Raw genomic sequence first — 23,774 nt, 5'->3', positions numbered from 1 at the left:
ACGATGCAGACCCTGGACCGCTACCGGAGCCGCATCGCCCGCCGCCCGAAGGTGGTAGTCACGCAGCCGGACGGCTTCTGCAACCTCAAGTGCACCTACTGCTACCTGCCCGACCGCGACCGGCGCACACCGATGCCCGTCGAGGTCGCCCAGGCCGTGGCCCGGTCGGTCGCCGAATTCGCCGACACCATCTCGGCGACACCGGTTGAGATCGTCTGGCACGCCGGTGAGCCGCTGGCCATCGGCCGTCGGCGGTTCGCCGAACTGCTGGCCCCGTTCGAGCCACTGCGGCAGGCCGGCCGGGTCGAGCACTCGGTGCAAACCAACGCCGTGCTGATCACCCCGGCGTGGTGCGAATTCCTGACCGACTACGGGTTCCGGGTCGGGGTGAGCATCGACGGGCCGGCCGCGCTCAACCACCAGCGCGTCGACTGGGCGGGACGTCCCGCCTTCGACCGGATCATGAAGGGCATCGCGTGTCTGCGCGAGCACGGTGTGCGGTTCTCCACGATTGCGGTCGTCAGTGCCGAGAGCATCGGCGACCCCGAGGGCCTGCTGGACTTCATGGCTGACCTCGGCTGCCACACGGTCGGTCTGAACATGGAGGAGCTGGAGGGCGTCAACACCGACCGCTTGGGGCCGACCGTCGAACAGGCCCGTGAGTTCTGGCGCCGGGCCATCGCCTGGTCCCGTCGGCATCGTGGCCTGACCATCCGCGAGGTCGACCGCCTCGGCAGCTACCTGCGGGCCGCCCGCGCAGGCCGAGGGGCCGCGTGGGACGAGCTGCTGATCGACCCGATACCGACGGTCTCCTCTGCTGGGGACGTTGTCCTGCTCTCGCCCGAGCTCGCCGGGATCGGCGATCCGGCATATGAGGACTTCCGGGCCGGGAACGTCATGGAGCTGAGCATCGGCTCCATGCTGGACCGCGCGCACGAGCTTCGGTACGTACGCGAGTTCCTGACCGGCTTGGACGAGTGCGAGGCCACCTGCGAGTTCTTCGGCTTCTGCCGGGGAGCGCAGGCCGGCAATCGCTACTTCGAGAACGGCCGCCTGGACACCACCGAGACGAACTACTGCCGCGTGTCCAAGCAGGCCCTCATCACCGCACTGTCCGATACCGTCCGAGAGGAGCAAGCCGCATGACCGTCCTTGAACTGCTGGCCGCCACCGACGCCCCGGTGGTCGCCGACCTCACTGCCGGCCAGCCCATTGCCGTCGCCGGGTTCGACAACCGGCCCACCTGGGACAACGCCGGATCGTCGTTCGACAACCGGCCGACGTGGGACAACTGGTCGAACAAGGGCAAGTAGCGCCACCTGAGCCACCCGGGCCCGCACGCGGTGCGGGCCCGGTCCCCCGAACCGAGAGATCGGAGCAAGCCCGTGGACAGCACCTTCGGCCGCGTCACCGTGACCCTGCCCAACCTGACCGAGCCCGGCCTCTACCTGTCCAACGTCAGCACGCTCGACTCCGCCCGGGGCATCGTCCAGGACTTCCAGTACGCGGACGCCAACCTGCGGGACCTGGACCTCACCGACACCAGCCTCATCACCGGCCGCGTCACCGGGCTTCGCGCCGACCGCGTCCAGCTCGACAAGGTCCGCCTCGACTCCGTCGAGTTCGACACCTGCGACCTCGCCACCGCCCGCATCACGGACGCCAAGCTCTCCCGCGTCGTCTTCCGCAACTGCAAGATCATGGGCGCCGCCCTCACTGGCGTGACCCTGGACAATGTGCTGTTCGAGAACTGCAAGCTCGACTACAGCAACTTCGAGCAGGTCCGGGCCACCGGGCCCCTGGCTTTTTCGAAGTGCGTCCTGAACGAGGCGACGTTCACCGGCAGCGACCTCAGCCGGGCCGTCCTCGACGCCTGCATCCTGCGGCTGGCCGAGTTCGGCCGGGGCAAGTACCAGGACCTCGACCTGCGCGGCAACGACCTGAGCACCGTCCGGGGCGCTGCCAACCTCGGCAAGGTCATCATTGACCGGGCCCAGCAGGCCGAACTCGCCGAAGCCCTGGTCGCCGAGCTGGACGTGACGTTCGCGGACACCCTCGACGACCGCCGGTGAGACCAACCGGGAGGAGCCCGGAATGAACCTCGCCATCGCCCACCACGACCCTGCCGCCCTCGCCGACCGGTGCGACGTCGCCGGCGTCCGCACCGCCCACGGCGAGGCCGGCTACGAGGACGGGGCCGTCCTTCCCGACGGCCCCTGGCAACCCCTCACCGTCGACCTCGCCCAGCAGCTCCGACCGACCGCACTCACCCGAGACACCACGCTGGTCGAGCTCGTACGGCTCCCTGACGGGCCGACACCGGCCAGCCTCGACGCGCTGGCCGATCCGCTCGGCGACCCGAACGCCGTCCACATCGGCCGGGCAGCAAGCCCCGCGAAGGCCCTCACGACCACCCCGAACTACCAAGACGGACGGCGCATTGGCCTGCACGTCGACAATTGGGACAAGCTCGCCTACCACGCCAAGCACCTCGGCCGTCGCCGCCTGTGCATCAACCTCGGCCCCGGCACCCGGTACATCCTGCTCGGCGACACCGACATCCAGGCCATCTGCCGCGAGGTCCGTCCCGACGTCGAAAACCGCTACCCCCACACCGACGACCTCCGCACCTACATCGCCGGCGGCCACCAGATGAACGTCTACCGTCTCCGCCTGGAGCCCGGCGAGGGCTACATCGCCCCCACCGAACTGCTGCCCCACGACGGCTCCACCGAAGACCAGGCAGACTCCTCCACAGCCGCTTTCTGGCTCGGGCACTGGCCACGCGGAGTGCTCACGACGCTGGTCTGAGCAGGCGGGGGCGGCTCCATCCACCCATCCCAGAGGCATCTGAGTTAACGCCGTTCTCCCCAGGGCCATCCAGGTCGAGGCGGAGACCGCCCTGCCCCCACCACCGCGCCTGACCTGCGGGTCGGATCCGCTGCAGCGGCCTTCCTCGCCGGCCGGGCGTGTCCGTCATCACCGGCCAGTCGTTGCAGGTCGACGGCGGCTGGATCCTCCACTGACCGCTGGCACCACCGAGACCGGAAGAGACCACCATGCAGCACCGCGTCCGCGCCGTCCTCCTCACCCCGAACAACACCACGCTGATGATCAAGCGCATCCGCCCCGGCATCGACCCGTACTGGGTGATCGTCGGCGGCAAGATCGAACCGACCGACGTCAGCCCCGAGGACGCCCTGCAGCGCGAGGTCCGCGAGGAGATCGCCGGCGAGGCCCAGATCGTCAGCCTCCTCCACACCCTGGAGACCGACGAGGAGCGCCAGGACTTCTACCTCGCCACGATCGACAAGTGGAGCTTCGAGGACCGCACCGGCCCCGAGTTCAGCCAGGAAGGCCGCGGCGAGTACCTCCTCGAAGAGATCCCCGTTACCACCGAGGCCCTCGACGCGATCAACCTCCTGCCCCAGGAGATCGCCACCATCCTCCGCGAGGCCGTCGAGCGCGGGGAACTCTTCGCAAGCAGGTAGTGCGAGGAGGGATGTGCGGTCGGCCGGACGCCTGCACGGTGTCTGGCCGACCATGCTGGCGTACAGGACCCAGCGTCCATCCGCTCTTGCGCTGCGGCAGCCTGGAGCGGGCCGTGGACGGGTCCGAGGCTGGCACGAGGTTGCTGCTCGTCCAGGTGCTCACAAGCTTCGCCTGTCCATCCAAACTCGGCAGCACGGAAGGATGAATGGATGAGTGACTGGGAGTTCGTGAAGGACAGGACCGCCGCCGAAGGCGCGGTGTGGCGGTCGGCCGACGGCCTGCTCTACAAGCGGACCGGTGGCGAGGATCTACGGGCCGAGACTGAGTTTCAGCGGCTGGCCGCCAGCCTGGGCTACCCGGTGCCGGAGATTACCGACAGCGGCTCGGAGGACGGGCGCCACTTCGTCGTCGAGCGTGCCATCGGCGACACCTCGCTGCACGACGAGGCGCTGGCCGACGCCAGGCGGTACGGTCAGGTCAGCTACCAGGTCATCAGCACGGCGGCTGCCGTCGCGTCGAAGCTCCTGCAGGCCCAGGCGAGGCACCCCCTGCCCGCCACGCCGTGGTTCGAGAAGGCGGCCTTCACGGCCGCGGTCTTCGAGGAGAACCCGGACTTCGACATCCCGCGCGTCCACGAGGCGGTCAAGCACGCCCTCGACCGGATGGCCCGGCTCCCGATGGTGCACGGGCACCTGGACTACGGCCTGCCCAACGTCCTCCAGGCCGGGGTCATCGACTGGCAGCACCACGGACCGGTCCCGCTCGGCTACGACGTCTACCCCGCGCTCGACATCGTGGCCTTCAAGGGTGGAGGCAAGGGCTACAGCATCACCCCGGAACAGCGCGCCGCCTACACCGCCGCCCTCGACGGGACCACCGCGTCCCTGATCGGGCAGCGGGTCAGCGAGCACCTGGGCGACTTCCTGCTCATCAAGTGCTTCTTCTTCCTCGCCCTCATGTGGCCCACCGACCCCACACGGCACGACAAGCACATCAAGTGGCAGTACCGCCGCACCCTCTTCACGATGGGACTTGATCAGTATGAGTCAGGCAACACGATCGACACCGGAACCTTCCCCACTCTGGAACGGTTCACCGCTGAACACCGGTAGGACGGCCCACACCGTTCACGTCCGCGACTACCTGCTGGACCATCACGGAGTCGTCCCCCGGTTGTGACGTCGTTCAATAGTTTTCCCGCACGTACTCGTACGTTCGGTCGAACAGCTCGCCCTTGATCGGCAAGCCGTACTCCTTCAAGACGGAACGCAGCTCGCGACGAACGCGTTTATCGCCCGCGTCGCTCGCGCTCCAACCGGCGTAGGCGACCTCGACGACGATCGAGTCGATCCGCGAGGCTATGTCGGGGACGATCTTGTGCAGCCCAGGTGGTGTGTTCTCCGCGACGATCTGAGTGAGCGCCCCACGCTTCGGATCGGCCAGCCGGTCGAGCGCTCCCTGGTCGCCCTGTTCTGCTGCTCGATCCGCAGCGACCACGTCCTGAGCGATCTTCAGAGCTTCCTCGAGGAACGCCAGCGAATCCTCGACGTTCTCGATCGCCTTGGCACGAAGCTTCTCTATCCGCTCCGCCAGCGACCGGTACGCCGGGCTCTCGGTATCGGCGAGCCGACGCCTGAGGCGCGCCTCGATGGAGTCGAGGACCTCCTGGTACACGTCATCGGCTTTGGACTCCGGCGTCTGCCGCTCGGAGAGCTGCAGCTGCTCGGCGATCTTCTTCACCAGCGCCAGGCCGGCAGCGTCGAGCGTGACTGTCTTCGACGGCATCGACTTCACGCCGACATCAGTCATGTGACCGTGAATCAGATCTGTGGTTTTCGCGCCGAGACGTGCCCAGAGGAACGTCTTGGAGACGTCCTTGGGCCGGATCGACTCGTACACCTTCGCGAGCCAGAAGTACTGGCCCGCGAACGGCCGGAGCATCGGGTGCGGGTCGAGGAACTCCCACACCGTCTGCAGCGCGACGTAGGTCTCGATGAACTCGGTGCGCTGCCCGCCACCCTCGGGAATCCGCTCGTGAGCCTCGGCGAGCGACTCGAACGACGAGTCACTGGTGTCGATACCGTCGAACAGATGCAGTAGACGCGTGAGGTCGGTGACAAACTTTCCCGCCAACTTGGAGGCGTCGGTGACGTTGAGATCGTCCTCTTCGTCGTCCTTCACCTTTGGGCCGGCGACTGCCTTGCCGATTGCCCTCGCGAGACCGATGTAGTCGACGACCCGCCCGAAGTCCTTGCGCTGACCGGTGACAGGGTTCTTCCACGGACGGTTGGGCCGCGTGATCGTCTGGAAGAGGTTCGTGTCCTTGGCGGGCTTGTCGAGATACAGGACACCTTCGATGGGCGCATTGAAGCCAGTCATCCACTTCGCGGTGACGACGATGAACGACATCGGGTCATCGACCTTCTTGAAGCGGCGCTTAAGCGCCTCCTCCTGCTCGGGAGTGAGCAGGTACTTCTTGTGCTCCTTCGGGGTCTCCTTGCTGTCGGCGACGTGCATCACAACACCGACCTCACGGAGTCGACCGTCCGGCATGGCTGCAGCACGGCGTTCCAGCTCGGCCTCGATAGCCCTGGCGTACGCAATCACAAGGCGCTGGTTGTAGGCCACGACCTGAGCCTTCTGTCCCAAAGGCGCGACATAGGTAAGGAAGTGGTCGACGATGTCGGCACACACAGCCGCCACGCGCTCGGGGTTGGAAAGGATCGTCTCGATGTGAGAAGCCTTCCCCGACAGGAAGACCTTCTCCTCCTCGTCCAGGCCCTCTTCCGTGGCCAGCTCATCGAACGCCTCGTCCAAGGCTTCCTTGTCAAGGTTGAACCAGACAGACCGGCCCTCCACGATCACCGGCTTGGTGAACCCATCGGCGATGGATTGCTCCGGCGTGTACCGCGACATCACAAAGTCCGGATCGTCAGGGTCGCCGAACAGCTTGAACGTCGAACGGTCCTTGTCCTTGATCGCAGTACCCGTCGCGCCGAAGAACTTCGCGTTCGGCACCGCCGCGCGCCACGCGTCACCGAACTTCCCCTCCTGCGAGCGGTGTGCCTCGTCGACGAGGACCACGATGTTCGACCGGTTGTTCAGGTGGCCGGCCTCAGCGAACTTGTGCACCGTCGTGATGACCACACCCGGTTCACCGCTGCGTAGCAGAGCGTGCAGCTCGCGCCGGTTACTGGGCACCGTCATCCGCGGCATGCCTGCAGTCTCAAACATCTCCGCCGTCTGCCGGACCAGATCCTTACGATCGGCAATTACGATGACAGTCGGCGCGTTCCCGAATTTCTCCGTCACCGCGTCATCGCGCAGCAAACGGGCGGCAGCGAACGCCATGAGCTCGGTCTTGCCCGATCCCTGGTGATGCCAGATCAGTCCGCCAGGACGGCCGGCAAGCACCTTGGCGTGGATCGCCAGAGCCGCCTCGAACTGCGGGTAGCGAGGCAAGAACTTGATGTCGACCTCGGAGGCGTCCCGAGCGTGACGGAACATAACCAGGTCCTTGAGGATCGGCAGGACAGTCTCCGGCCGCAACAACAAGCGTGCGGCCCGCTCGACACGAGCCGGGCCCGTGACGGTCTTTGGATCGTCCTCAGTGGACCCCCACGGGGCCCAAATCTCGGAGTCTGGGTCCGGGACCGCACGGATCGGTGCCATCCGGAACTCCAGGCCCTCAGTGGCGACGTTGAAGACGTTCGTCGCGAAGAAGTTCGGGTACTCCTCCTCGTACACGTCGTGAAGGTCCTTCGCGGCGTTGACCCACGAGACCTGATGCTTCACAGGCGTCTTGGTCTCGGCAACGACCAGCGGGAACCCGTTGACGTAGTAGACGACATCGAACCGGCGTGGTTTGGTTGCACCGCTGACGGTGACCTCGTCAGCGACAGTGAAACGGTTGTTATTGGGGTCTTTGAAGTCGATCAGCCGGCGAGGCACATGCTTACCATCGATCGTCGTGAACGAGTGATCGCCACGAAGCATCACGGTCAGCCGCTCGTTGGCCGCAACGAGACCGTTGTGCGCATCGAGGACAGCCTGATTGAGCTCATGCAGAACGAGGTCTGCCGACTCGGGGTCGTCGACCAGCTCCGGGTTCAGCGCGAGTAACGCTTCGCGTGCCCAGTCCTCGACGATGACGTCATGCTCATCGCGCGGCAACTCCTCCCCTTGGAGACGCTCCCAGCCAGCCTCCTCCGCCCACTCGAGCAGTGAACGCTGGATCGTGCTTGCTTCCGTCCACCCCATGTCAGCACACCTCCGTGAGTAGAGCGTCGTATGTCTCGGGGATCTCGATTTCCTGGTTGAGGAGGGAGGCCAGCAGCGCGGAGCGGAAGGCGCGGAGATCGGCGAGCTCCAGATCCAGGTTCTCCACTGCGAACGCGACGGCGTTACAGTGCTGAACGTACTCGGACTGTTCCTCGAGCGACGGAATCGGTAGGCGCAGAGAGCCCAGCATGGCCTTGTTGATCTTCCGCATCGATGCGGTCCCGCGCGCCGACGCGGTGATCGTCGAGCGCACTGACGGGGCGCACAGCAGATGCGCGAGAAACGTTTCCGAACAGACTTCGGGCTTCGTCCGGATGCGCCAGATGAGGTCGGGCAGGTACGTCCGGGGTGCTACGTTCCGCGCGATGGCGGCGTAACCGACGCGGTCGAACGAGCCGCTGGCCCTGGTGATGAGCAGGTCGCCCTCCGCCACCCGGTGGGCGTTGGTGTAACCCGTCAGGTCAGAGAGGCGCTTCGCCTCGGATGCCACGAAAGTACCCAGCTGGACCGCGCTCAGCTTCAGAACGGCCGGTTCTCCGGTTTTCGGCTTTTCGTCCGAGGTCTGGACGCTCTTTCCGCCTTGGATCCCGGAGACGACGCTGCTCAGCGCGCACTCGATTCCCTCCGGATATGCGTCGCGCGCGAGCGCGAGCAGCGAGGCCGCGCGCTGCCTTTCGGCATGCAGCGCGTCGATCTGCTTGTCCACCGCCGCCATGACGTCGACGATGCGGCGCTGCTCGGAAAGGGGCGGGAGGGGGATCCTCCACGCCTCGAAATCGGCCTCCTTCCAGCGTGACCTCCCCTCGCTGCCAGCGCGCATGGCGTCGATCTGCCCGAGCACCGATCGCTGCTGGAAGTAGAGGAGGAGGAACCGGGGAAGCAGCCGGTCCGGATCCAGGACGTAGAGGGGGAACTCGTTCGTCGCGAGGGCGCCGTGGAGTTCGGCCGGAACGACGTCGAACGCGCCGTTCTGCGTATCGATTCGATTGAAGACGAAGTCGCCCCCATGCGCTCGGAACAGACGCTTGGCCTTGATGGTCTCGGTGCTTCCGGCGCCTCGGTCGTACGCCCCTCTGCCGTACCAGCGCACACCCATCGTCCGGTACTCAACACCAGGCGCGAGTGTCACCACGTCCTTGCGTTGCGTGGCGACGGTCCCGGCCGGAACGGTCTTCCACTCACTCATCGGACGCCCCGAACACGCTCAGGTCGATGCCGGCCGCCGCGAGGCGCTTGAACATTTCAGCCTCGGTGTCCATCCGGTGCTGGCGGGCATCGGCATACGCGACGAGCACTGCGCCGAGATCAGCGGCTTCTTCGGCGGCAACATTGATGTAGCGGCCGATGTTCAGGTCGAAGCCGTTCTGCTCGATCTCCTCGAACGGCACAAGCCGGACGTTCGCACTATCTGGGTCATTGCCCGTCTTGTACGCCTCGATGAGAACGCTGACGTCCTCCTCGGACATCAGGTTCTGGTTCTTGCCCTTGACGAACCGGGCAGAGCCGTCGATGAAGAGAACGTGCTTCTTGCGTTCGGCAGGCTTCTTGTCTCGGAAGATCAGCAGGCACGCCGGGATCGAAGTCGAGTAGAAGAGGTTGGGCGGCAGCCCGACGACGGCTTCCAGGGAGTCCTGCTCGATGAGGCCCTGGCGGATCTTCGCCTCCGCACCTCCGCGGAACAGCACGCCGTGGGGCATCACCACGCCGACGCGGCCGGATTCGGACTGCATCGACGAGACCATGTGCTGGACGAAGGCGTAGTCGCCGTTCTTGGCCGGCGGCACGCCGCAGATGGCCCGCGGGTCCGAAGTCCAGCGGTCCGCTCCCCAGTTCGCCAACGAGAAGGGCGGGTTGGCGATCACGACATCGAACCGACGGACCGCACCGGTGGTGTCCTTGAACGCCGGAGCGCGGAGGGTGTCTCCGCGCTTGATGTCGAAGTCCTCGATCTCGTGCAGGAACAGGTTCATCCGGGCGATTGAGGCTGTCGTCAGGTTGATCTCCTGGCCGTACGCCTTGAGCGCGCGGTGGTCCTTGCCGGACTCGCGCAGTTGGTTGATCGTCGCGACCAGCATGCCGCCGGAGCCGCAAGACGGATCGTAGACGGACTCGCCCGGCTCGGGCTGGAGGATCCCGACAAGCAGGTTCACGACCTCACGGGGCGTAAAGAACTCGCCGGCCTTTTTGCCCGACTCGTCAGCGAAGTTCTTGAGCAAGTACTCGTAGCCCGCGCCGAGTAGGTCGTGCGAGACCGTCGACGGGTCGAGCGTGATCTTGTTGAACGCTCGGATGAGCCCCAGCAGAGCCGACTCCGGGATGCGCTCCTGGTTGCCCCACGAGGCGTCGCCGAAGACACCGGCGAGCGAGCGGGGGTTGGCCATTTCGATTCGCTGGAAGGTCTTCGCGATCTCCGCACCGAGGTTGGTGACCTTCTCGGTGACCTCGCTCCACAGCGTGCCCTCTGGCAGCTCGAACCGGTGAAAGTCGGCCTCAATCTCGTCGTCGAGGTCGGCGCCGTATGCATCGACCGCCGCGTCGTGCTCGTGGACCCAGGTGTCGCTGATCCACTTCCAGAACAGCATCGGAAAGACGTAGGTCTTGAAGTCAGCCGGGTCGACGGGGCCGCGGAGCGCGTTCGCGGCGTCCCACAGCCGGGACTCGAGCTCGTGCTGGGTGATCGTCACAGAGATGAGGTCCTTCGTTGAAGACGGTACCTAGATTATGGACGAGGGCCCTGACATCTCGGGAGTCCGATACGGCAGGCAGCAGCGACCTGCAGACGATGACCTGCACCCACGCTCCGAAACGGAGCGTGTCGCGGACACGCTGAGACTGGATCTCTGTGTCTCCGCGTCCGAGGCACAGCGTGTGAGACGGGCCTTCTCCTCGGAGCTGAGCATCCAAGGTTCAAGAAGGAGGCCGAGGAGCCGCAGGATGGCCCTTTTCGTGAGCTCGGGTAGGTCCTCACCAGGCTGGCACTGCGTGAGCGATGCGTGAGCGGACGGGGCAGCACGTGCCGGTTCGAGCGAGATCGTGGATCACGGAGCAACGCCCTGACCTGCGGGTTCATCACCAAATGATCGATGCTGGCAGCAGCCATCATGATCACTCTCGGGCTCGTAATGCGTAGGTCGCGGGTTCGAATCCCGCAGGCGGCTCCAGCGGGAGGCCCAGGTCGGACATCGTCCGGCCCGGGCCTCTTTTGGTTTGGCATGTGGGGGCGGTGCCAGGGTGGCCGGCGTCGAGGGCGTCGGCCCGGGTGCCGGTGAGGTGCTCGATGCGGCGGGCGAGTTCGGCGGTGCGGGGTGCGGAGAGCATGCGCCGGCTCCAGGTGGCGTGGAGGTCGAGGGTGACGGGGGCGAGGAACAGTCCGGCCGCGACCGACCCGAGGCCGAGGACGGCGGCGGCCAGCATCGTGGCGGTGGACTCGACGGGGACGAAGGCGTACCAGTGGCCGGGGCCGAGGCGACGCCAGACGAAGGGCTGGACGAGCACGCCGGACAGCCCGAAGTCGACCAGCGCGAGCGGACCGGCCACGAGCAGGCCGCCGACCAGCGGCTCCAGCCAGGCCCACCGGAGGTCGTGCCAGAAGCCGTCGTCGCCGAGGACGCGGGCCGCCCCGGTCCGGTGTCCGCCGCCGTGGCCGCCGGGCGGTTCGGGCGGGCTGATGTGAGTGCCGCTCCACCGGGTGGTCCAGGACCGGTAGCGGTCGGAGAGCGTGCGCAGGGCCGCGGCGGCGCGCGGCAGCAGCGGGAGGCCCGCGCCGGCGGGGAGCAGCAGGAGCGCGCCCGCGACGAGCGAGCCGGTCGCGGAGACGAGAAAGCCGTTCAGCGAGAGCAGTTGGCAGCGGCCGAGCGCGGTCGCGCGGTCGACGAGCGGGCGCACCGCCCCCCGGGCCGTCACCACGTGCTGTCCCCAGATCGCCGGTCGGTGCGCGGGTCGGCGTGCACGTCAGTGGGCCTCGTCCGCGAGCGGCAGGATATCGGCCGTCAGTTCACGGATGACCCAGCACCATGGACAGGTCGGCGTCGGTGGCGGGCGCGCTGCCGGAGCCGTCGTCCATGAACAGCAGCATGCCCAGGTTGACCAGGGTGTGGAAGCCGCCCGCGAGCAGGAGGCGGTTGGCTCCCGAGCGCTCCAGGGCGAGCCCGAGGACGACCGACATCGCCACGGTGGCCAGCGGGAACCCGGCCGCGTACGCCGGGCCCCGGCCGAAGACCTGTACGTGCCACGCGCCCCAGAGCAGCCCGACCGCGACCGAGGACGTGAACGGGCCGAACCTCGTCCGCAGGAGCGGCTGGAGCAGGCAGCGCCACCCGATCTCCTCCCCGCACGCGCCGACCAGTTGTGCCGCCACGATCAGCGCGAACGGGCTGCCCAGCGTGCCCAGGGCGGTGACCCGGAGGGCACCCTCCACCCACGCGTACGTGCCTGCGCTGAGCCCGATGGTCAGCACCGCGGTGAGCGGCAATCCGGTGCCGCGGGAGTGGCGCCGGGCCGTCGACCCCGCCGAGTCGACGGCCCGGCGGGCGGGCAGGGCACCGGCGAGCCGGTGCCGGATCCGGGACGGCCACAGTAGGGCCACCGCCGCCACCCCGAGGGCGGGGCCGAACTGCGTCAGCTGGACGACCACCGTCGGTATGCCGGTGGCGGGTTGGACCGCACCGAGGGCCCCCGCCGCGAGGAACGCGACGACGAGGAACACGCCCGCCTCCGCTTTCCACGCGACCCCGGCCGCTGTCACTGCCTTCTCCGTCCGCATGGCCGTATGCCCTCGCAGTTGATCGTCGCTTGCGTGCCGTACGGGCCTCCGAGCGGCCCGTACCTCTCGGAGACGACGATTCCGGTTCGCTGACCGGCGGCCATTGCGTGCAGCTGCCCGGTCGGGGTGCAGCCAGCTGCACCCCCGCTCAGCCGTGGAGGGTGTAGCCGCCCCGGATCACCCACGAATCGGGTGCGGTGGGGCGGCACTTGGCGCCCTTGGCCGGGGCGTCGTAGTCGAGTGCGTCGGCGCCGGCCCAGCCGACCCGCTGCTCCCCGCTCGCGTCGGCGGGGTAGAAGGTGAGGCTCGTCTCGGGGTGCCAGGTGCTCGGGGCGGGCGTCGGCTCCTCCTGGCCCGCGGGGACGGTGAAGTGGAGCGACTCGATCGGGCCGGTCACGGTGACGGCGCCGTCGGCACCGGTGACGAGGCAGTCGATCGTGACTTCGGCCCGCACGACCGACTGGTCGGGGAAGACGTGCTGGACGGTGGCGTGGCCGCGCGCGTCGTCGCCGGTGGTGGTGTGGGCTTCGGCCTGTGCGGTGAACCGTTCGTCCGGGAGCGGCCCAGGGCCGCGGTAGTTGAGGAGCGTCCAGGCGTGCAGGTGCTGGTGGCGCGGGCGGGGGGCCCCGGTGGCTTGGGCCGGGGCGGTGGTCGCCGCGGCGAGGGCGGCCGCGGCGGTGGTGAGTGCGAGGCCGGCGATGAGCTTGCGCATGGTCGTTCCTCCGGATCGGTGAGGGAGGCGGGACTCGCCCCCATCGATACGTCAAAGATCCACGTTGGGAGGGGACGTGGGCCTCCGCCCCGAGGACGGATCGCCTCCCCCGCGCGGGGGAGCCGCCCGCTCACCGGGTGGACTCCCGTATCGCCTCCAGGGCGAGCGCGCCGAGGGCGAGGACGGCCGCGGTGGCGGCGACGGCGGCCGGGGTGGGGCCGCGATCCGGGTCGACGCCGAGGAAATCGAGCCCGGCGAGGTGGTTGATCATGCCGTACCAGAGCATCGGGTAGAGCGACTGGAACAGCCGCGGGCCGCAGGTGACGGTGCCGCAGAGCAGTGCCAGGGAGGGCACCAGCAGCACGCCGGCGAGCGCGGCCGCCACGGCCCTGAGCTGCCCGGCCGCGAGCAGCCGGGCGATCGGGACGGCGGCGACGGTGAGTGCCAGGGCGATCCCGGCGAGCAGGACGGCCAGCAGCCGCCGGGCGGGGGCGGGGCAGGCGGCGAGCAGCTCGCCCACGCTGCCGCCGTCCGCCCGGTGGCCCATGCGGGACCAGAGCAGCACCGGCCAGAGCACCGCGAACGGCAGCACCGCGTGGGTCGGGACGTCGGGGCGGGTGAAGGCCGCGATCAGGGCGAGTCCGATCGTGCCGGCCCACCACAGGCGGCGGCCCTGGACGAGCACGCGCAGCTCGCCGGCGGTGGCGGCGAGCAGGGTGCCGCCGGACCGGGAGGGCACCATCCGCGCCGGGGTCAGCCCGGCCGGGTCGAGGGCGAACGCGGCCGGTCCGGGGGCAGCGGGACCGGACGCGGGCGCGCCGTGGGAGCCCGGGGGATCGGCGGGGCCGGAGGGACGGGTGGGACGCCGGACGGGACGCCGAGCGCGCGACGCGGCCCGGTCGAAGCGGTGGAACCAGACCGCCCCGGCCAGCGCGAGCGCCACCGCGACGGCCGCCGTCAGCACGGCGTGGCCCAGCAGCCCGCCCGACTCGCCCGGAGCGAGGCCGGGCCAGTCGAAGGTGCCGCGCACCCGGTTGTCCGCGGTGAGCCCGACCCCGAACTCGACGGTGTCCGCCGGGTACCCGCCCGCCGCTATGGTCCTGCGGATCGAGGCGGTGATCAGGCGCATGCCCAGCAGGTCGTACCCGCGGCTCGCCTGCGCGCCGAGGACGCCGGTCAGCCAGACCGCGGACCAGACGAGCATGCCGGGGCCGTCGCGCAGCCCCGGCACGGTGTCGAAGAGCACCGCGCACCCGGCGACCGCCGCCAGCAGCGGCAGCGTGATCAGCGCGTACGGCAGCAGCAGCCGCACGACGTCCACGTCGTCGGAGTCGCCCTTGAGCAGCTGCACGGCGAGCGCCGTCCCGGCGAGGGCGAGCAGCATCGAGCCGAGGACCAGCAGGTTGCTGAGGAACTTGCCCGCCAGGTAGGCGGGTCGGCTGAGCGGCGTGGCGGCGAGGACCTGGCCGACGCCGGTGTGCTCGTCCCGCGCGACCGTGCCGCGGGTGATGCCGAAGCCGGCCAGCGAGAGCCAGACGGCCCCGCCGAGCGCCGTCACGGTGCCGACGTAACCGCTGGTGTAGCGGCCGAGGTGGTCGCTGACCTGGAAGACCTGCCAGCGGGAGTCGCCGACCGGCGCGGCGAGCAGCCCGAGGGCGAGCGTGCCCAGCAGGACGGCCAGGTAGCCGGGCCGGCGCCGCCGCTCGCGGAAATCGGCGAGCGCGAGGGCCCGGACGGCGCCGGTGCTCACCATGCCGTCACCCCCGTGGCCACCGGCGCGGCGGGGCCGGCGGCGAGCAGCAGGTACGCGTCGTCGAGCCGGGGCTCGGCCGGCTCGGCCTGCGGGGCCGGTCGCTCGGGGGCGAGGACCCTGACCCGGACGCCGTGCGCGGTGCGCGTGGTGCCGCCGAGGAGAAACCGCGAGCGCAGCAGCGGGAGTCGGCCCGGATCGACGGTCAGCTCCCAGACCCGGCCCGCGGCCGTCCGGAGCAGTCCCTCCGGGGTGTCGTGGTGCAGCAGCCGGCCGCCGCCCATGACGGCGATCCGGTCGGCGGTGGCCGCCACGTCGGAGACGATGTGGGTGGACAGGACGACGATCCGGTCGGCGCCGAGCCCGGTGAGCAGGCCGCCGAAGCGCAGCCGCTCCTCCGGGTCGAGGCCGACGGTGGGCTCGTCGACGATCAGCAGCTTCGGGTCGTTGAGCAGCGCCTGGGCGATGCCGACCCGCTGGCGCATGCCGCCGGACATCGCGCCGAGCCGCTGCCCGGCGGCGCCGGAGAGGTTGACCAGGGCGAGGAGTTCGTCGATCCGCGCCCGGGCCGCACGCCGTCGCAGGCCCTTGGCTGCGGCGAGGTAGCCGAGGAACTCCCGGGCCGTCAGCTGCGGGTAGACGCCGAAGTCCTGCGGCAGGTACCCGACCGTGCGGCGCAGCGGGCCGGGCCGCCGGGCGATGTCGCTGCCCTCCCAGAGCACCTGCCCGGAGGTGGGCCGGGTGACGGTGGCGAGGACCCGCATCAGGCTGGACTTCCCGGCGCCGTTGGCGCCCAGCAGGCCGAGGACCCCGGGCCGCAAGGTCAGTGAGAAGGAGTCGACGGCGCGCCTGCCGCCGCCGTACTCCTTGGTCAGGTCGTGGATCCTGAGCTCCAACGCTCGGCCCCCCCGGGTGCGTGCGGCCGGGCGTCGCACGCTTGGTCGTTGCACGCCGGCCCGGCGGTCGGCGTCTTCCTGACCGCCATGCTTGCGCCGCCCCCCGCACCCGCACATCTGCCGTTCGGGAGATATCGGCGGCCTTTCTCGCGCCCGGGACCCCGAAAACGCCCGATGGGTGTGCCGATCGGCACACCCATCACACGTTCTGCCGGACCCACCGGTCCGGCGAGTGTCACTCGTCGTCGAGCCCGCCCACGTCCTCGCTGCCGTCCGGGGTGCCACTGATCGCGTACCCCTGCCGGCGCGCCTCGTAGCAGGCCACCGTCGCGGCGGCCGAGACGTTCAGCGAGCCGACCCGGCCCAGCTGCGGCACGAACACCACCTGGTCGCAGAGCGCCAGCGCGTCCGGCGTGACCCCGCGGTCCTCGTGGCCGAGGACGAAGGCCACCGCCGGCGTCAGCTCGGCCGCGAACATCGGCACCGCGTCGTCCGCCAGCTCCAGGCCGACCACCTTGAAGCCGTCCGCCTTCGCCGCCGCCACCGCCTCGGCGACGGTCGGGAAGTGCTCCACCTTCAGGTACTTGTCGGTCCCCATCGCGGCCTTCTGCGCGCCGGAGGAACGCACCGACGGGGTGTCCCCGGTCAGGTACAGCTTCTCGGCGCCCATCGCCGCGCCGGTCCGCACGACCGAGCCGACGTTGAACGGGGACTGCAGGTTCTCCAGGATCAGCGCGAGCCGGAACTCGTTGCTGCGCCGCCACGAGCGGTGCAGTCGCTTCAGTTCGGTCCCGCGGAGCTGCTTCACGACGTCGTACCTCGTCCACTCTCGGAGCCCTCGCCCGTCTCGGGGCGGGGCCGCGCTTCCAGAATCCGGAACCCGTTGACCGACGCGATCCGGGAGGTCGGGTAGCCCTGCTCGGTCAGCCACTTCTGCAGCGAGTCCGAGCCCAGGTGCTTCTGCACGACCAGGAACGCCGAACCGTCGGGGGTCAGCCGGCCGAGCCAGTGCGTCAGCAGCCGGCGCAGCGCGGCCTTGCCGATCCGGATCGGCGGGTTCGAGTAGATGGTGGCGAACCGGAGGTCCCCGGGGACGTCGTCCGGCAGCGCGGCCTGCACGTTGCCCAGCCCCAGCGCCCCGGCGTTCAGCCGGACCAACTCCAGCGCGCGCTCGTTGACGTCCACCGCCCAGACCGGGAGGCGCTTGCGCCGGGTCGCCCAGGTGAGCGCGATCGGGCCGTAGCCGCAGCCGACGTCCAGGATCGGGCCGCGCACGCGCGGCGGCGGCGCGTGCTCCAGCAGGATCCGGGTGCCGGGGTCGAGCCGGCCGCGCGAGAACACCCCGGCGTCGGTGGTCAGTTCGAGGGTGAGGTCCGGCAGGGAGACCGTGATCGGCCGGCGCTCGCTGGCGACCTCGGGAGCACCCGTGAAGTAGTGCGAGCCGGACATGCGCTTCCCCGTCGTTCGTGTGGGCCTCGGGGCCACCGGGTGGGTGCGGGTAAGCCCTGGTACGGCAACGATCGTACCCCCGGCGGTCCCGGCCGCGTCCTGCCCGGCCGCCGCCCGCGGCTAGACGGTGCCGGGGGTCTTGCGGGTGGTCACGTTGATCCGGTTCCAGGTGTTGATCGTGAAGCAGACGGAGATCAGGTGGGCCAGCTCCTCCTCGTCGAAGAGCGCCGCGGCCCGCGCGTACACGGTGTCCGGGACGCCGCCGCCGATCGCGGTGATCTCCTCGGCCAGTGCGAGGGCGGCGCGCTCGCGCTCGGTGTAGACGCCGGCCGGGGCGTCGTGCCACACCGGGAGGAGGTAGATCCGCTCGTCGGTCTCGCCGGCCTTGCGGGCGTCCTTGACGTGCATGTCCAGGCAGTAGGCGCAGCCGTTCAGCTGCGAGGTGCGCAGCTGCACCAGTTCGACCAGGGCCGGGTCGAGGCCCTCGCGGGCGGCGGCGTCCAGGGCGATCATCGCGCGGAACACCTTGGGGACGGTGCGGGCGTAGTCGAGGCGGGCGGGGGCTGCGGTGATCTCGTTCGTCGTCATGGCCACGACTCTAGGGACGGAATGAACCATCTCCTTGGGTCATTCGATCACCGGATCCATGGGTCAATCCAGGATGGCCGGATCACCCCGGCAACACGCCGGAACCGAGCCGGCACTTCGCTTCCGGGCGTTCGGCGGCGGATACTGCCAGTACTGCCCAGCACCGCCCGCGCACCGCCACCCGGCGCTCGTGGGAGCCTCCGAACAGCGAGGACGGACGCCATGCCGCAGAACCACGAGGACTACCTGATCGACGAGGCCGTCGAGACCGTCGAACCCGACGACGAGGCAGCCGAGGGCGACGAGTACGACGAGGTGGCCGAACGCCGGGCCCTCGGCGCCGACCCCGCCACCGACCTCGCGGACGCCGCCGAGCAGAGCCGCGTGGTCCAGCTCGACGAGGACGAGTACCGGGAGTAGCGGCCGCGGCGGCCCGGCCGCGGCGGGCTCAGAGGGCGCGGCGCCGCTGGAGCCACGCGAACGCCGCCCAGCCGGGCAGGACGGGCAGGATCAGCGTCAGGCACCGGTAGAGCACGACGGCGGCCACCGCGCCGCCCTCCTCCATCGACGCCGCCGACTGCAGCAGTCCGACCAGCACCCCGTCCATCACGCCCGCCCCGCCCGGGGTCGGCGCCGCGTTGCCGACCGGGCTGCCGGTCAGGAACACCACCGCGACCGCCGCGAACGACGGCTCCCGGCCGACCGCCCGCGCACAGCAGTACAGGCACGCCGTCAGGCACATCGACACCATCAGCTGGCCGGTCACCCCGACCGCGAGCCGTCCCGGGTCGCGCAGCAGCTCCAGCAGTCGCGGCAGCACCTCCGCCGTCAGCGGTCGCAGCCGCGCCGCGAGCCACCGCCGGGCCGGCGGCACCGCCGACACCGCGGCCAGCACCACCGCCGCCCCCGCGAGGCCGCCGGCGACGGCGGGCAGCGCGTCCAGCTCCGAGCCGCCGGGCTCCTGGCCGAGCAGGTAGACGAACGCCCCCAGCTGGAGCAGGTGCAGCACCAGGCCGATCAGCTGGCCGACGCCGACGCTGGACAGCGCCTGCGCGGTCGGGATGCCCGCCTGTTGCAGCAGCCGGGTGTTCAGCGCGACGCCGCCGACGCCGCCCGGCGAGACCAGCTTCGCGAAGGACCCGGCGACCTGGGCGAACACGGCGTTGCGGAAGTCCAGCCGCTCCGGCACGAAGCCGACGAAGCCCATCGCCGCGGTGACGTGGCTCGTCGCGGCGGCGAGGACGGCCAGCAGCAGCCAGAGCGGATCGGCGTCGGCCACGGCGGCGATCGGGTTCTGCTCGGCCGCGAACAGCTGCGGGATCAGCAGCCACCCGGCCACCACCCCGCCCGCGACCGCCAGCAGCGTCCGCGGCCGCAACCGCTCCAGTTTCACCGGTCCGACCGCCGCCTGCGGCCGCAACCGCAGCACCTCGGCCCGGATCCCGTCGAGCAGGTCCGGCGCCTCGGCCCCGGCGGCGGCGGGTTCGGCGGACGCCGGGCCGGGCTCGACGGGTGAGGAGTGAGCGGTGATCGCCCGGCGGGTGCTGCCGGGGTCCTCAGCCGCGCCTTCCGCGGCAGGCCCACCGGAGGCGCCGCCCCCGGCCGCCTCCCCGCCCGTCCCCGCCGCCGCGGGGCGGCGCTTCAGGGAGTGGCGGGTCGTGGGGGCCAGGGCCACCGGCTGGAGCAGCGGGAGGGAGGCGGCGACGGGGTCGGGGCCCAGGGCGGCGATGGCGGTGCGGACGGAGCGGGCGGGGCCGGCCCGCAGGGCGAGGGTGGTGAGGAGCTGGGCGACGTCGCTGCGCAGGACGAGTTCGCTGGCGGCGATGTCGCCGTCCGCGAAGTCGACCAGGTGGACCGCGCCCGCCGGGTCGACCAGGAGGGCGGACGGGACGAGGCCCCGGTGGGCGATCTCGCGGCGCTGGAGGAGGGCGAGCTGGTGCCAGGCGTCGGTGAGGAGGTCGTCGGTGATCTCGTCGTCGGCGAGTTCGTCGAGGGAGCGGCCGGTGAGGTGCTCGTACGCGATGAGGGCGGTGTCCTGGCCGAGTCCGGCGGTGGCGGCGATGCGGCGGGTGCGGACGCCGGCGGCGACGGCCGCGTACGAGACCAGGGCCTCGTGCTCCAGACCGGTGCGGGGGGAGCGCAGGGCGCGCGGGTGGGGGGCGGTGCGCAGCCGCAGGCGGCGCCACGCGCGGTGCAGGGCGGCGGCGGTGACGGCCTGGCGGTCGAGCACCTGGACGTCGAGGTCGGGGCGGCCGTCGGCCTGCCGGACGAGGTGGCGGTAGGGCCCGGCGGGTTGGACGGCGGTGGGCCGCAGGCCGGTCTCCCGCAGGCTGCGGAGGATCTCGGCGGGACGGGGCCGCGGGTCCGGGGTGCCGACGGCGTAGAGGACGCCGTGGGCGGCGGTCCAGCCGAGGAGCAGGCCGAGGAGGAGCGCGGTGGGGGTGGCGTACCCGGCCGCGAGTCCGGCCAGGCCGGAGAGGGCGAGGACGGTCCAGGGCAGGCGCCGTTCGCGGCTGCCGGAGGCGGTCAGGAAGGCGAGGACGGGGGCGAGGTACCCGTACACGGGCTCGGTGTGCCCGGGGTGGCCGCCGGGCAGGGCCTGGGTGAGGGAGGCGAGCAGGGAGGCCGGGGCGAGCCCGTCGGCCCACAGGCCGACGGCGAGGGTGGCGCCGTACGCGAGGACGGCGGCGAGCAGGCCGTCGGAGACCTGCTGGAGGGCGCGCCGCCGGTCGGGGCCCAGGAGGCGGCGGACGGCGAGGCCGACGGGCAGCAGCAGGACGGCGGCGGTGGTGAGGCCGCCGGCGAGGCCCGCGAGGGGGCGGGGCACCAGTTCGGTGGCCTCGGAGATGTCGGCGGCCAGGCCGCTGGTGGTGGCGCGGGCGTAGTCGGCGAGCAGGAGTGTCAGGGCGGTACCGAGGAGGCCGGTGAGCAGCCGGACGAGGGCGACCGGCTGCCGTATTCGGCCCGTGTCGAGCACCCGGGCCGGGACGCCCCCGTGCCCTCCGGGCGGGGGAGCGTGCTCCGCCTCCCGGGGCCGTTGCCCCGGTACGTGCCCGGGCGCAGCGCCCGTCCCGGCACCGTCGGCCCCCGCGCCGCCGGTGCCGTCGTCCGTTCTCCCCGTCACGATTGCCACGGGGGGCATGCTCCCATGCCCTCCCGAGGGCGCGCGGTGACCTCACGCCTGCCGGGGCCGCCGCGGCTCGTCACGCCTGCCGGGTCGGCAGCGCGACGATGTGGCGCAGGTTGACGTGCCGGGGGCGGCTGACGGTGTAGGCGATGAGGTCGGCGATGTCGTCCGCGCCCAGGGCCGGGATCGCCTCGAACATCCCGCCGAGCTGCTCGCGCAGGGCCGGGTTGTCGATGTGCCCGCCGAGTTCGGTGTCGGTGAGGCCCGGCTCGACGGCGCTGACCCGGACGTCGCGGGGGCCGAGCTCGGTGCGCAGCGCGGCGGACAGTTGGGTGAGGCCGGCCTTGGTGGCGCCGTAGACCGCGTAGGTGGGGAAGACGACGTGCGAGGCGATGGAGGAGACGTTGACGAGGTCGGCGGTGCGCCCCTCGGCGGCGGCCGCGACGAGGTCCGGGGTGAAGGCGCGGACGATCCGCAGGGCGCCGGTCAGGTTGGTGTCGATCATGCGGGCCCACTCGTCGATGCGGCCGTCGTCGAGCGGGTTGGGCAGCATCACGCCGGCGTTGTTGACCACCAGGTCGACCGGGCCGAAGGCGGCGTGGACGGCCCCGGCGGCGGCGTCGACGGAGGCCTGGTCGGTGATGTCGGCGGTGACGGCGACGGCCTGGCCGCCCTCCTCGGCGATCTCGGCGGCCAGGTCCGCGAGCCGGTCGGCGCGCCGGGCGAGCAGGGCGACGCGGGCGCCGCCGGCGGCGAGCAGCCGGGCGGTGGCGGCGCCCATGCCGCTGGCGGCTCCGGTGACGACTGCGGTGCGGGTGGCGAGGGCGGGGTAGCTCATCGGGAGGCTCCGGGGATCGGTCGGTCGTGCTGACGACGACCACTCTGCGGCGGTGGCGAGCGGCTACCCAGGGCCGCGCCTTTCCCGGGAATCGCGTACCCGGGAAACGCGTACCCGGGAACTCCCTTCCTGGGAACGGCAGTACCACCCTCCCGCGACCACGCCGGGACTACGCTGCCGGGCATGGAGAACAGCCTGGGGGACTTCCTCCGTTCGCGCCGGTCCCGGATCCAGCCCGAGGAAGTGGGCCTGCCCTCGCACGGCCGCCGCCGGGTGCCGGGGCTGCGCCGGGAGGAGGTGGCGCAGCTCGCGGGCGTGAGCGTGGACTACTACGTCCGGCTGGAGCAGGGCCGGGGCGGCAGCGCCTCGGACGCGGTGCTGGACGCGGTGGCGCGGGTGCTGCGCCTGGACGACGTGGAGGCGGCGCACCTGCGGTCGCTGGCCCGTCCGCCGAAGCCGTCCGCCGCCGGGCGCGGGCGGCAGCAGGTGCGCGAGGGCACCCGGCTGCTGCTGGACATGATGGCCGGGGTGCCGGCGTTCGTGGTGGGGCGCCGGATGGAGGTCCTCGCGTGGAACGGCCTGGCGGACGCGGTGCACGGCTACTCCTCCCGTCCGGGCGGCGACACCAACGGCGCCCGGCAGGTGTTCCTCGACCCGGCGGCCCGCGAGTTCTACGTGCAGTGGGAGGCGGTGGCCGCGGAGACCGTCGCCTACCTGCGGCGCGATGCCGGGCTGCACCCGGAGGACCCGAAGCTGAGCGCGCTGGTGGGCGAACTGTCCGTGCGCAGCGAGGAGTTCCGCCGCCTGTGGGCCGACCACCAGGTCCGCGAGAAGTCCCACGGGGTGAAGCTGATCCGGCACCCGCTGGTGGGCGAACTCGACTTCGGCTACGAGACCCTGGGCGTGCACGGTTCGCCGGAACAGCTGCTGGTCGCGTTCACGGCCCCGGCCGGCTCGCCGACCGCGCAGAAGCTCGCGCTGCTGGCGAGCTGGACGGCGGACGGGAGCCCGGCCCGGGTGGGGTGAGCCGCCGTTCCGCGACCCGACCCGGGCGTGTCTTCGCGCCCCGCCCGGGGTGGGCGTCACTACCCTGCGGGCATGACCGCCGCCTGCGAAGACCTCGCCATGGCCCCCCGGGACATCCGGCCCGCCCCGCCCGCCGACGGCTGCGCCGACTGCCTGGCCGAGGGCCGGCGGGACTGGGTGCACCTGCGGATCTGCCTGGACTGCGGCCACGTCGGCTGCTGCGACTTCTCGCCCGGGCGGCACGCCACCGCGCACTTCCACGCCTCCTCGCACCCGGTGATCCGCTCGTACGAGCCGGGGGAGGACTGGCGCTGGTGCTTCGTCCACGAGGTCATGGGCTGAGCGGTCCGCCCGCTGCGCGGCCCGCTGCGCCCCGGGGCTCCCGAGGTTCCCGCGGATTCCCGGTGGCGGTCGGCCCCGGGCCGGATAAAATCCGGACATAGCGCTCGTCCCACACCTCGAAGCGCAGCGCCCGAGCGGCCACTGGCCGACGTCCGTCGCCGTCGGTGACCGCCGAAGGGAGGCCGACGATGACCAAGCGAACACCCGCCAGCACCGCCAAGCTCCGCCAGGGCACCCAGGAACTGCTGGAGCGCCGCGGCATGGCCAGCAGCCCCGAGCGGCTCGCTCCACGCGTCCGCACGGCCGGCACCTCCGCCGCGGCCGCCGGGTACGCCGCGAGCGACCCGTTCCGGCACGGCGGGCGCGACACCGGGACGGCGGCGGCGCACGCCGCTCCGGCGATGCACGCCGAGCTCAAGGGCCACCGGCACCGCGGCGCCGAGAAGCACTCCGCGCACTGAGCGGGGCCAACGCCGCCGGGGGCGGACGTCCGCGCGGGACGTCCGCCCCC

General features: G+C 71.2%; 23 protein-coding genes. 10 read left to right on the top strand and 13 right to left on the bottom strand.

The window, feature by feature from the left end:
• Nucleotides 1-3 precede the first annotated feature (3 nt).
• The 6 genes from amcB to PUR71_RS28755 all read left to right on the top strand — a co-directional run bounded on the left by amcB (nucleotide 4) and on the right by PUR71_RS28755 (nucleotide 4,604).
• Nucleotides 4-1,146, top strand: coding sequence for a cyclophane-forming radical SAM peptide maturase AmcB (gene amcB / locus PUR71_RS28780; protein WP_329930066.1), 1,143 nt, complete (start codon nucleotides 4-6; stop codon nucleotides 1,144-1,146).
• Nucleotides 1,143-1,313: a multiple cyclophane-containing RiPP AmcA gene (amcA, locus tag PUR71_RS28775; protein WP_329930065.1), complete on the top strand. Its 171-nt coding sequence runs from the start codon at nucleotides 1,143-1,145 to the stop codon at nucleotides 1,311-1,313. Before amcB ends, amcA begins: the two co-directional genes overlap by 4 nt.
• Before the next feature lie 72 nt (nucleotides 1,314-1,385).
• Nucleotides 1,386-2,072, top strand: a complete 687-nt coding sequence (locus PUR71_RS28770) for a pentapeptide repeat-containing protein (RefSeq protein WP_329930064.1) — start codon at nucleotides 1,386-1,388, stop codon at nucleotides 2,070-2,072.
• Nucleotides 2,073-2,094: 22 nt separating this feature from the next.
• On the top strand, nucleotides 2,095-2,811 hold the full coding sequence (locus tag PUR71_RS28765) for a hypothetical protein (protein WP_329930063.1): 717 nt from the start codon (nucleotides 2,095-2,097) through the stop codon (nucleotides 2,809-2,811).
• Nucleotides 2,812-3,059: 248 nt separating this feature from the next.
• The gene (locus PUR71_RS28760) at nucleotides 3,060-3,491 is read left to right on the top strand and encodes an NUDIX hydrolase (protein WP_329930062.1); all 432 of its coding nucleotides are present in this window, start codon (nucleotides 3,060-3,062) and stop codon (nucleotides 3,489-3,491) included.
• Between the two features lie 210 nt (nucleotides 3,492-3,701).
• Nucleotides 3,702-4,604, top strand: a complete 903-nt coding sequence (locus PUR71_RS28755; RefSeq protein ID WP_329930061.1) for a phosphotransferase — start codon at nucleotides 3,702-3,704, stop codon at nucleotides 4,602-4,604.
• Between the two features lie 73 nt (nucleotides 4,605-4,677).
• Here the strand turns inward: PUR71_RS28755 and PUR71_RS28750 are convergent, their stop codons facing one another.
• From PUR71_RS28750 to PUR71_RS28700, 11 genes are all read right to left on the bottom strand, one after another.
• Complete coding sequence (locus PUR71_RS28750) at nucleotides 4,678-7,752, bottom strand: type I restriction endonuclease subunit R (protein WP_329930060.1); 3,075 nt, start codon at nucleotides 7,750-7,752, stop codon at nucleotides 4,678-4,680.
• Between the two features lies 1 nt (nucleotide 7,753).
• Entirely contained in the window at nucleotides 7,754-8,959 is a 1,206-nt protein-coding gene (locus tag PUR71_RS28745) for a restriction endonuclease subunit S (RefSeq protein WP_329930059.1), read from the bottom strand.
• The gene (locus tag PUR71_RS28740; protein ID WP_329930058.1) at nucleotides 8,952-10,457 is read right to left on the bottom strand and encodes a type I restriction-modification system subunit M; all 1,506 of its coding nucleotides are present in this window, start codon (nucleotides 10,455-10,457) and stop codon (nucleotides 8,952-8,954) included. Before PUR71_RS28740 ends, PUR71_RS28745 begins: the two co-directional genes overlap by 8 nt.
• 421 nt (nucleotides 10,458-10,878) lie before the next feature.
• On the bottom strand, nucleotides 10,879-11,679 hold the full coding sequence (locus tag PUR71_RS28735; protein WP_329930057.1) for a sensor domain-containing protein: 801 nt from the start codon (nucleotides 11,677-11,679) through the stop codon (nucleotides 10,879-10,881).
• Nucleotides 11,680-11,767: 88 nt separating this feature from the next.
• On the bottom strand, nucleotides 11,768-12,517 hold the full coding sequence (locus PUR71_RS28730; RefSeq protein ID WP_329930056.1) for a CPBP family intramembrane glutamic endopeptidase: 750 nt from the start codon (nucleotides 12,515-12,517) through the stop codon (nucleotides 11,768-11,770).
• 166 nt (nucleotides 12,518-12,683) lie between these two features.
• The gene (locus tag PUR71_RS28725; RefSeq protein ID WP_329930055.1) at nucleotides 12,684-13,247 is read right to left on the bottom strand and encodes a hypothetical protein; all 564 of its coding nucleotides are present in this window, start codon (nucleotides 13,245-13,247) and stop codon (nucleotides 12,684-12,686) included.
• A gap of 130 nt (nucleotides 13,248-13,377) precedes the next feature.
• Nucleotides 13,378-15,000: an ABC transporter permease subunit gene (locus PUR71_RS28720; protein ID WP_329930054.1), complete on the bottom strand. Its 1,623-nt coding sequence runs from the start codon at nucleotides 14,998-15,000 to the stop codon at nucleotides 13,378-13,380.
• On the bottom strand, nucleotides 14,994-15,893 hold the full coding sequence (locus tag PUR71_RS28715; protein ID WP_329930053.1) for an ABC transporter ATP-binding protein: 900 nt from the start codon (nucleotides 15,891-15,893) through the stop codon (nucleotides 14,994-14,996). The genes PUR71_RS28720 and PUR71_RS28715 overlap by 7 nt, the downstream gene beginning before the upstream one ends.
• A 235-nt stretch (nucleotides 15,894-16,128) precedes the next feature.
• Entirely contained in the window at nucleotides 16,129-16,701 is a 573-nt protein-coding gene (locus PUR71_RS28710; RefSeq protein ID WP_329930052.1) for a TrmH family RNA methyltransferase, read from the bottom strand.
• Nucleotides 16,698-17,342 (bottom strand): class I SAM-dependent methyltransferase, encoded by a 645-nt coding sequence (locus PUR71_RS28705; protein ID WP_329930051.1) that lies wholly within the window; start codon nucleotides 17,340-17,342, stop codon nucleotides 16,698-16,700. The genes PUR71_RS28710 and PUR71_RS28705 overlap by 4 nt, the downstream gene beginning before the upstream one ends.
• A 120-nt stretch (nucleotides 17,343-17,462) precedes the next feature.
• Nucleotides 17,463-17,930 carry a carboxymuconolactone decarboxylase family protein gene (locus tag PUR71_RS28700; protein ID WP_329930050.1) on the bottom strand — a complete coding sequence of 156 codons (468 nt, stop codon included), beginning with the start codon at nucleotides 17,928-17,930 and terminating at the stop codon, nucleotides 17,463-17,465.
• A gap of 222 nt (nucleotides 17,931-18,152) precedes the next feature.
• Here PUR71_RS28700 and PUR71_RS28695 point away from each other — a divergent pair, with 222 nt between their 5' ends.
• On the top strand, nucleotides 18,153-18,350 hold the full coding sequence (locus PUR71_RS28695) for a hypothetical protein (protein ID WP_329930049.1): 198 nt from the start codon (nucleotides 18,153-18,155) through the stop codon (nucleotides 18,348-18,350).
• A 28-nt stretch (nucleotides 18,351-18,378) separates the two neighbouring features.
• On the opposite strand, the gene PUR71_RS28690 is transcribed toward PUR71_RS28695, so the two are convergent.
• Together PUR71_RS28690 and PUR71_RS28685 are read right to left on the bottom strand one after the other, a co-directional pair.
• Nucleotides 18,379-20,907: a lysylphosphatidylglycerol synthase transmembrane domain-containing protein gene (locus PUR71_RS28690; RefSeq protein WP_329930048.1), complete on the bottom strand. Its 2,529-nt coding sequence runs from the start codon at nucleotides 20,905-20,907 to the stop codon at nucleotides 18,379-18,381.
• Nucleotides 20,908-21,133: 226 nt separating this feature from the next.
• Nucleotides 21,134-21,895 (bottom strand): SDR family oxidoreductase, encoded by a 762-nt coding sequence (locus PUR71_RS28685; RefSeq protein ID WP_329930047.1) that lies wholly within the window; start codon nucleotides 21,893-21,895, stop codon nucleotides 21,134-21,136.
• A gap of 183 nt (nucleotides 21,896-22,078) precedes the next feature.
• On the opposite strand from PUR71_RS28685, the gene PUR71_RS28680 reads away from it, so the two are divergent.
• From PUR71_RS28680 to PUR71_RS28670, 3 genes are all read left to right on the top strand, one after another.
• A complete protein-coding gene (locus PUR71_RS28680) occupies nucleotides 22,079-22,921 on the top strand; it encodes a helix-turn-helix transcriptional regulator (protein ID WP_329930046.1) in 843 nt (280 codons plus the stop codon).
• Between the two features lie 72 nt (nucleotides 22,922-22,993).
• Nucleotides 22,994-23,263: a UBP-type zinc finger domain-containing protein gene (locus tag PUR71_RS28675; RefSeq protein WP_329930045.1), complete on the top strand. Its 270-nt coding sequence runs from the start codon at nucleotides 22,994-22,996 to the stop codon at nucleotides 23,261-23,263.
• Nucleotides 23,264-23,451: 188 nt separating this feature from the next.
• Nucleotides 23,452-23,724, top strand: a complete 273-nt coding sequence (locus PUR71_RS28670; protein WP_329930044.1) for a hypothetical protein — start codon at nucleotides 23,452-23,454, stop codon at nucleotides 23,722-23,724.
• The last annotated feature ends 50 nt before the right edge of the window (nucleotides 23,725-23,774 follow it).

It is taken from the genome of Streptomyces sp. SP17BM10 (assembly GCF_036322405.1).
In the GTDB taxonomy this organism is placed as follows: Bacteria; Actinomycetota; Actinomycetes; order Streptomycetales; family Streptomycetaceae; genus Kitasatospora.
Note: the sequence above shows the minus strand (reverse complement) of the source record. Positions and strands in the feature narration are given on the sequence as shown.

What these genes read in the sequence shown, in the direction of transcription:
- PUR71_RS28765 (WP_329930063.1), top strand. Translation starts at nt 2,095, where the DNA reads ATGAACCTCGCCATCGCCCACCACGACCCTGCCGCCCTCGCCGACCGG.
- PUR71_RS28725 (WP_329930055.1), bottom strand. Translation starts at nt 13,247, where the DNA reads ATGCGCAAGCTCATCGCCGGCCTCGCACTCACCACCGCCGCGGCCGCC.
- PUR71_RS28720 (WP_329930054.1), bottom strand. Translation starts at nt 15,000, where the DNA reads ATGGTGAGCACCGGCGCCGTCCGGGCCCTCGCGCTCGCCGATTTCCGC.
- PUR71_RS28705 (WP_329930051.1), bottom strand. Translation starts at nt 17,342, where the DNA reads ATGTCCGGCTCGCACTACTTCACGGGTGCTCCCGAGGTCGCCAGCGAG.
- amcB (WP_329930066.1), top strand. Translation starts at nt 4, where the DNA reads ATGCAGACCCTGGACCGCTACCGGAGCCGCATCGCCCGCCGCCCGAAG.
- PUR71_RS28745 (WP_329930059.1), bottom strand. Translation starts at nt 8,959, where the DNA reads ATGAGTGAGTGGAAGACCGTTCCGGCCGGGACCGTCGCCACGCAACGC.
- PUR71_RS28680 (WP_329930046.1), top strand. Translation starts at nt 22,079, where the DNA reads ATGGAGAACAGCCTGGGGGACTTCCTCCGTTCGCGCCGGTCCCGGATC.
- PUR71_RS28700 (WP_329930050.1), bottom strand. Translation starts at nt 17,930, where the DNA reads ATGACGACGAACGAGATCACCGCAGCCCCCGCCCGCCTCGACTACGCC.
- PUR71_RS28760 (WP_329930062.1), top strand. Translation starts at nt 3,060, where the DNA reads ATGCAGCACCGCGTCCGCGCCGTCCTCCTCACCCCGAACAACACCACG.
- PUR71_RS28755 (WP_329930061.1), top strand. Translation starts at nt 3,702, where the DNA reads ATGAGTGACTGGGAGTTCGTGAAGGACAGGACCGCCGCCGAAGGCGCG.
- amcA (WP_329930065.1), top strand. Translation starts at nt 1,143, where the DNA reads ATGACCGTCCTTGAACTGCTGGCCGCCACCGACGCCCCGGTGGTCGCC.
- PUR71_RS28695 (WP_329930049.1), top strand. Translation starts at nt 18,153, where the DNA reads ATGCCGCAGAACCACGAGGACTACCTGATCGACGAGGCCGTCGAGACC.
- PUR71_RS28685 (WP_329930047.1), bottom strand. Translation starts at nt 21,895, where the DNA reads ATGAGCTACCCCGCCCTCGCCACCCGCACCGCAGTCGTCACCGGAGCC.
- PUR71_RS28675 (WP_329930045.1), top strand. Translation starts at nt 22,994, where the DNA reads ATGACCGCCGCCTGCGAAGACCTCGCCATGGCCCCCCGGGACATCCGG.
- PUR71_RS28670 (WP_329930044.1), top strand. Translation starts at nt 23,452, where the DNA reads ATGACCAAGCGAACACCCGCCAGCACCGCCAAGCTCCGCCAGGGCACC.
- PUR71_RS28750 (WP_329930060.1), bottom strand. Translation starts at nt 7,752, where the DNA reads ATGGGGTGGACGGAAGCAAGCACGATCCAGCGTTCACTGCTCGAGTGG.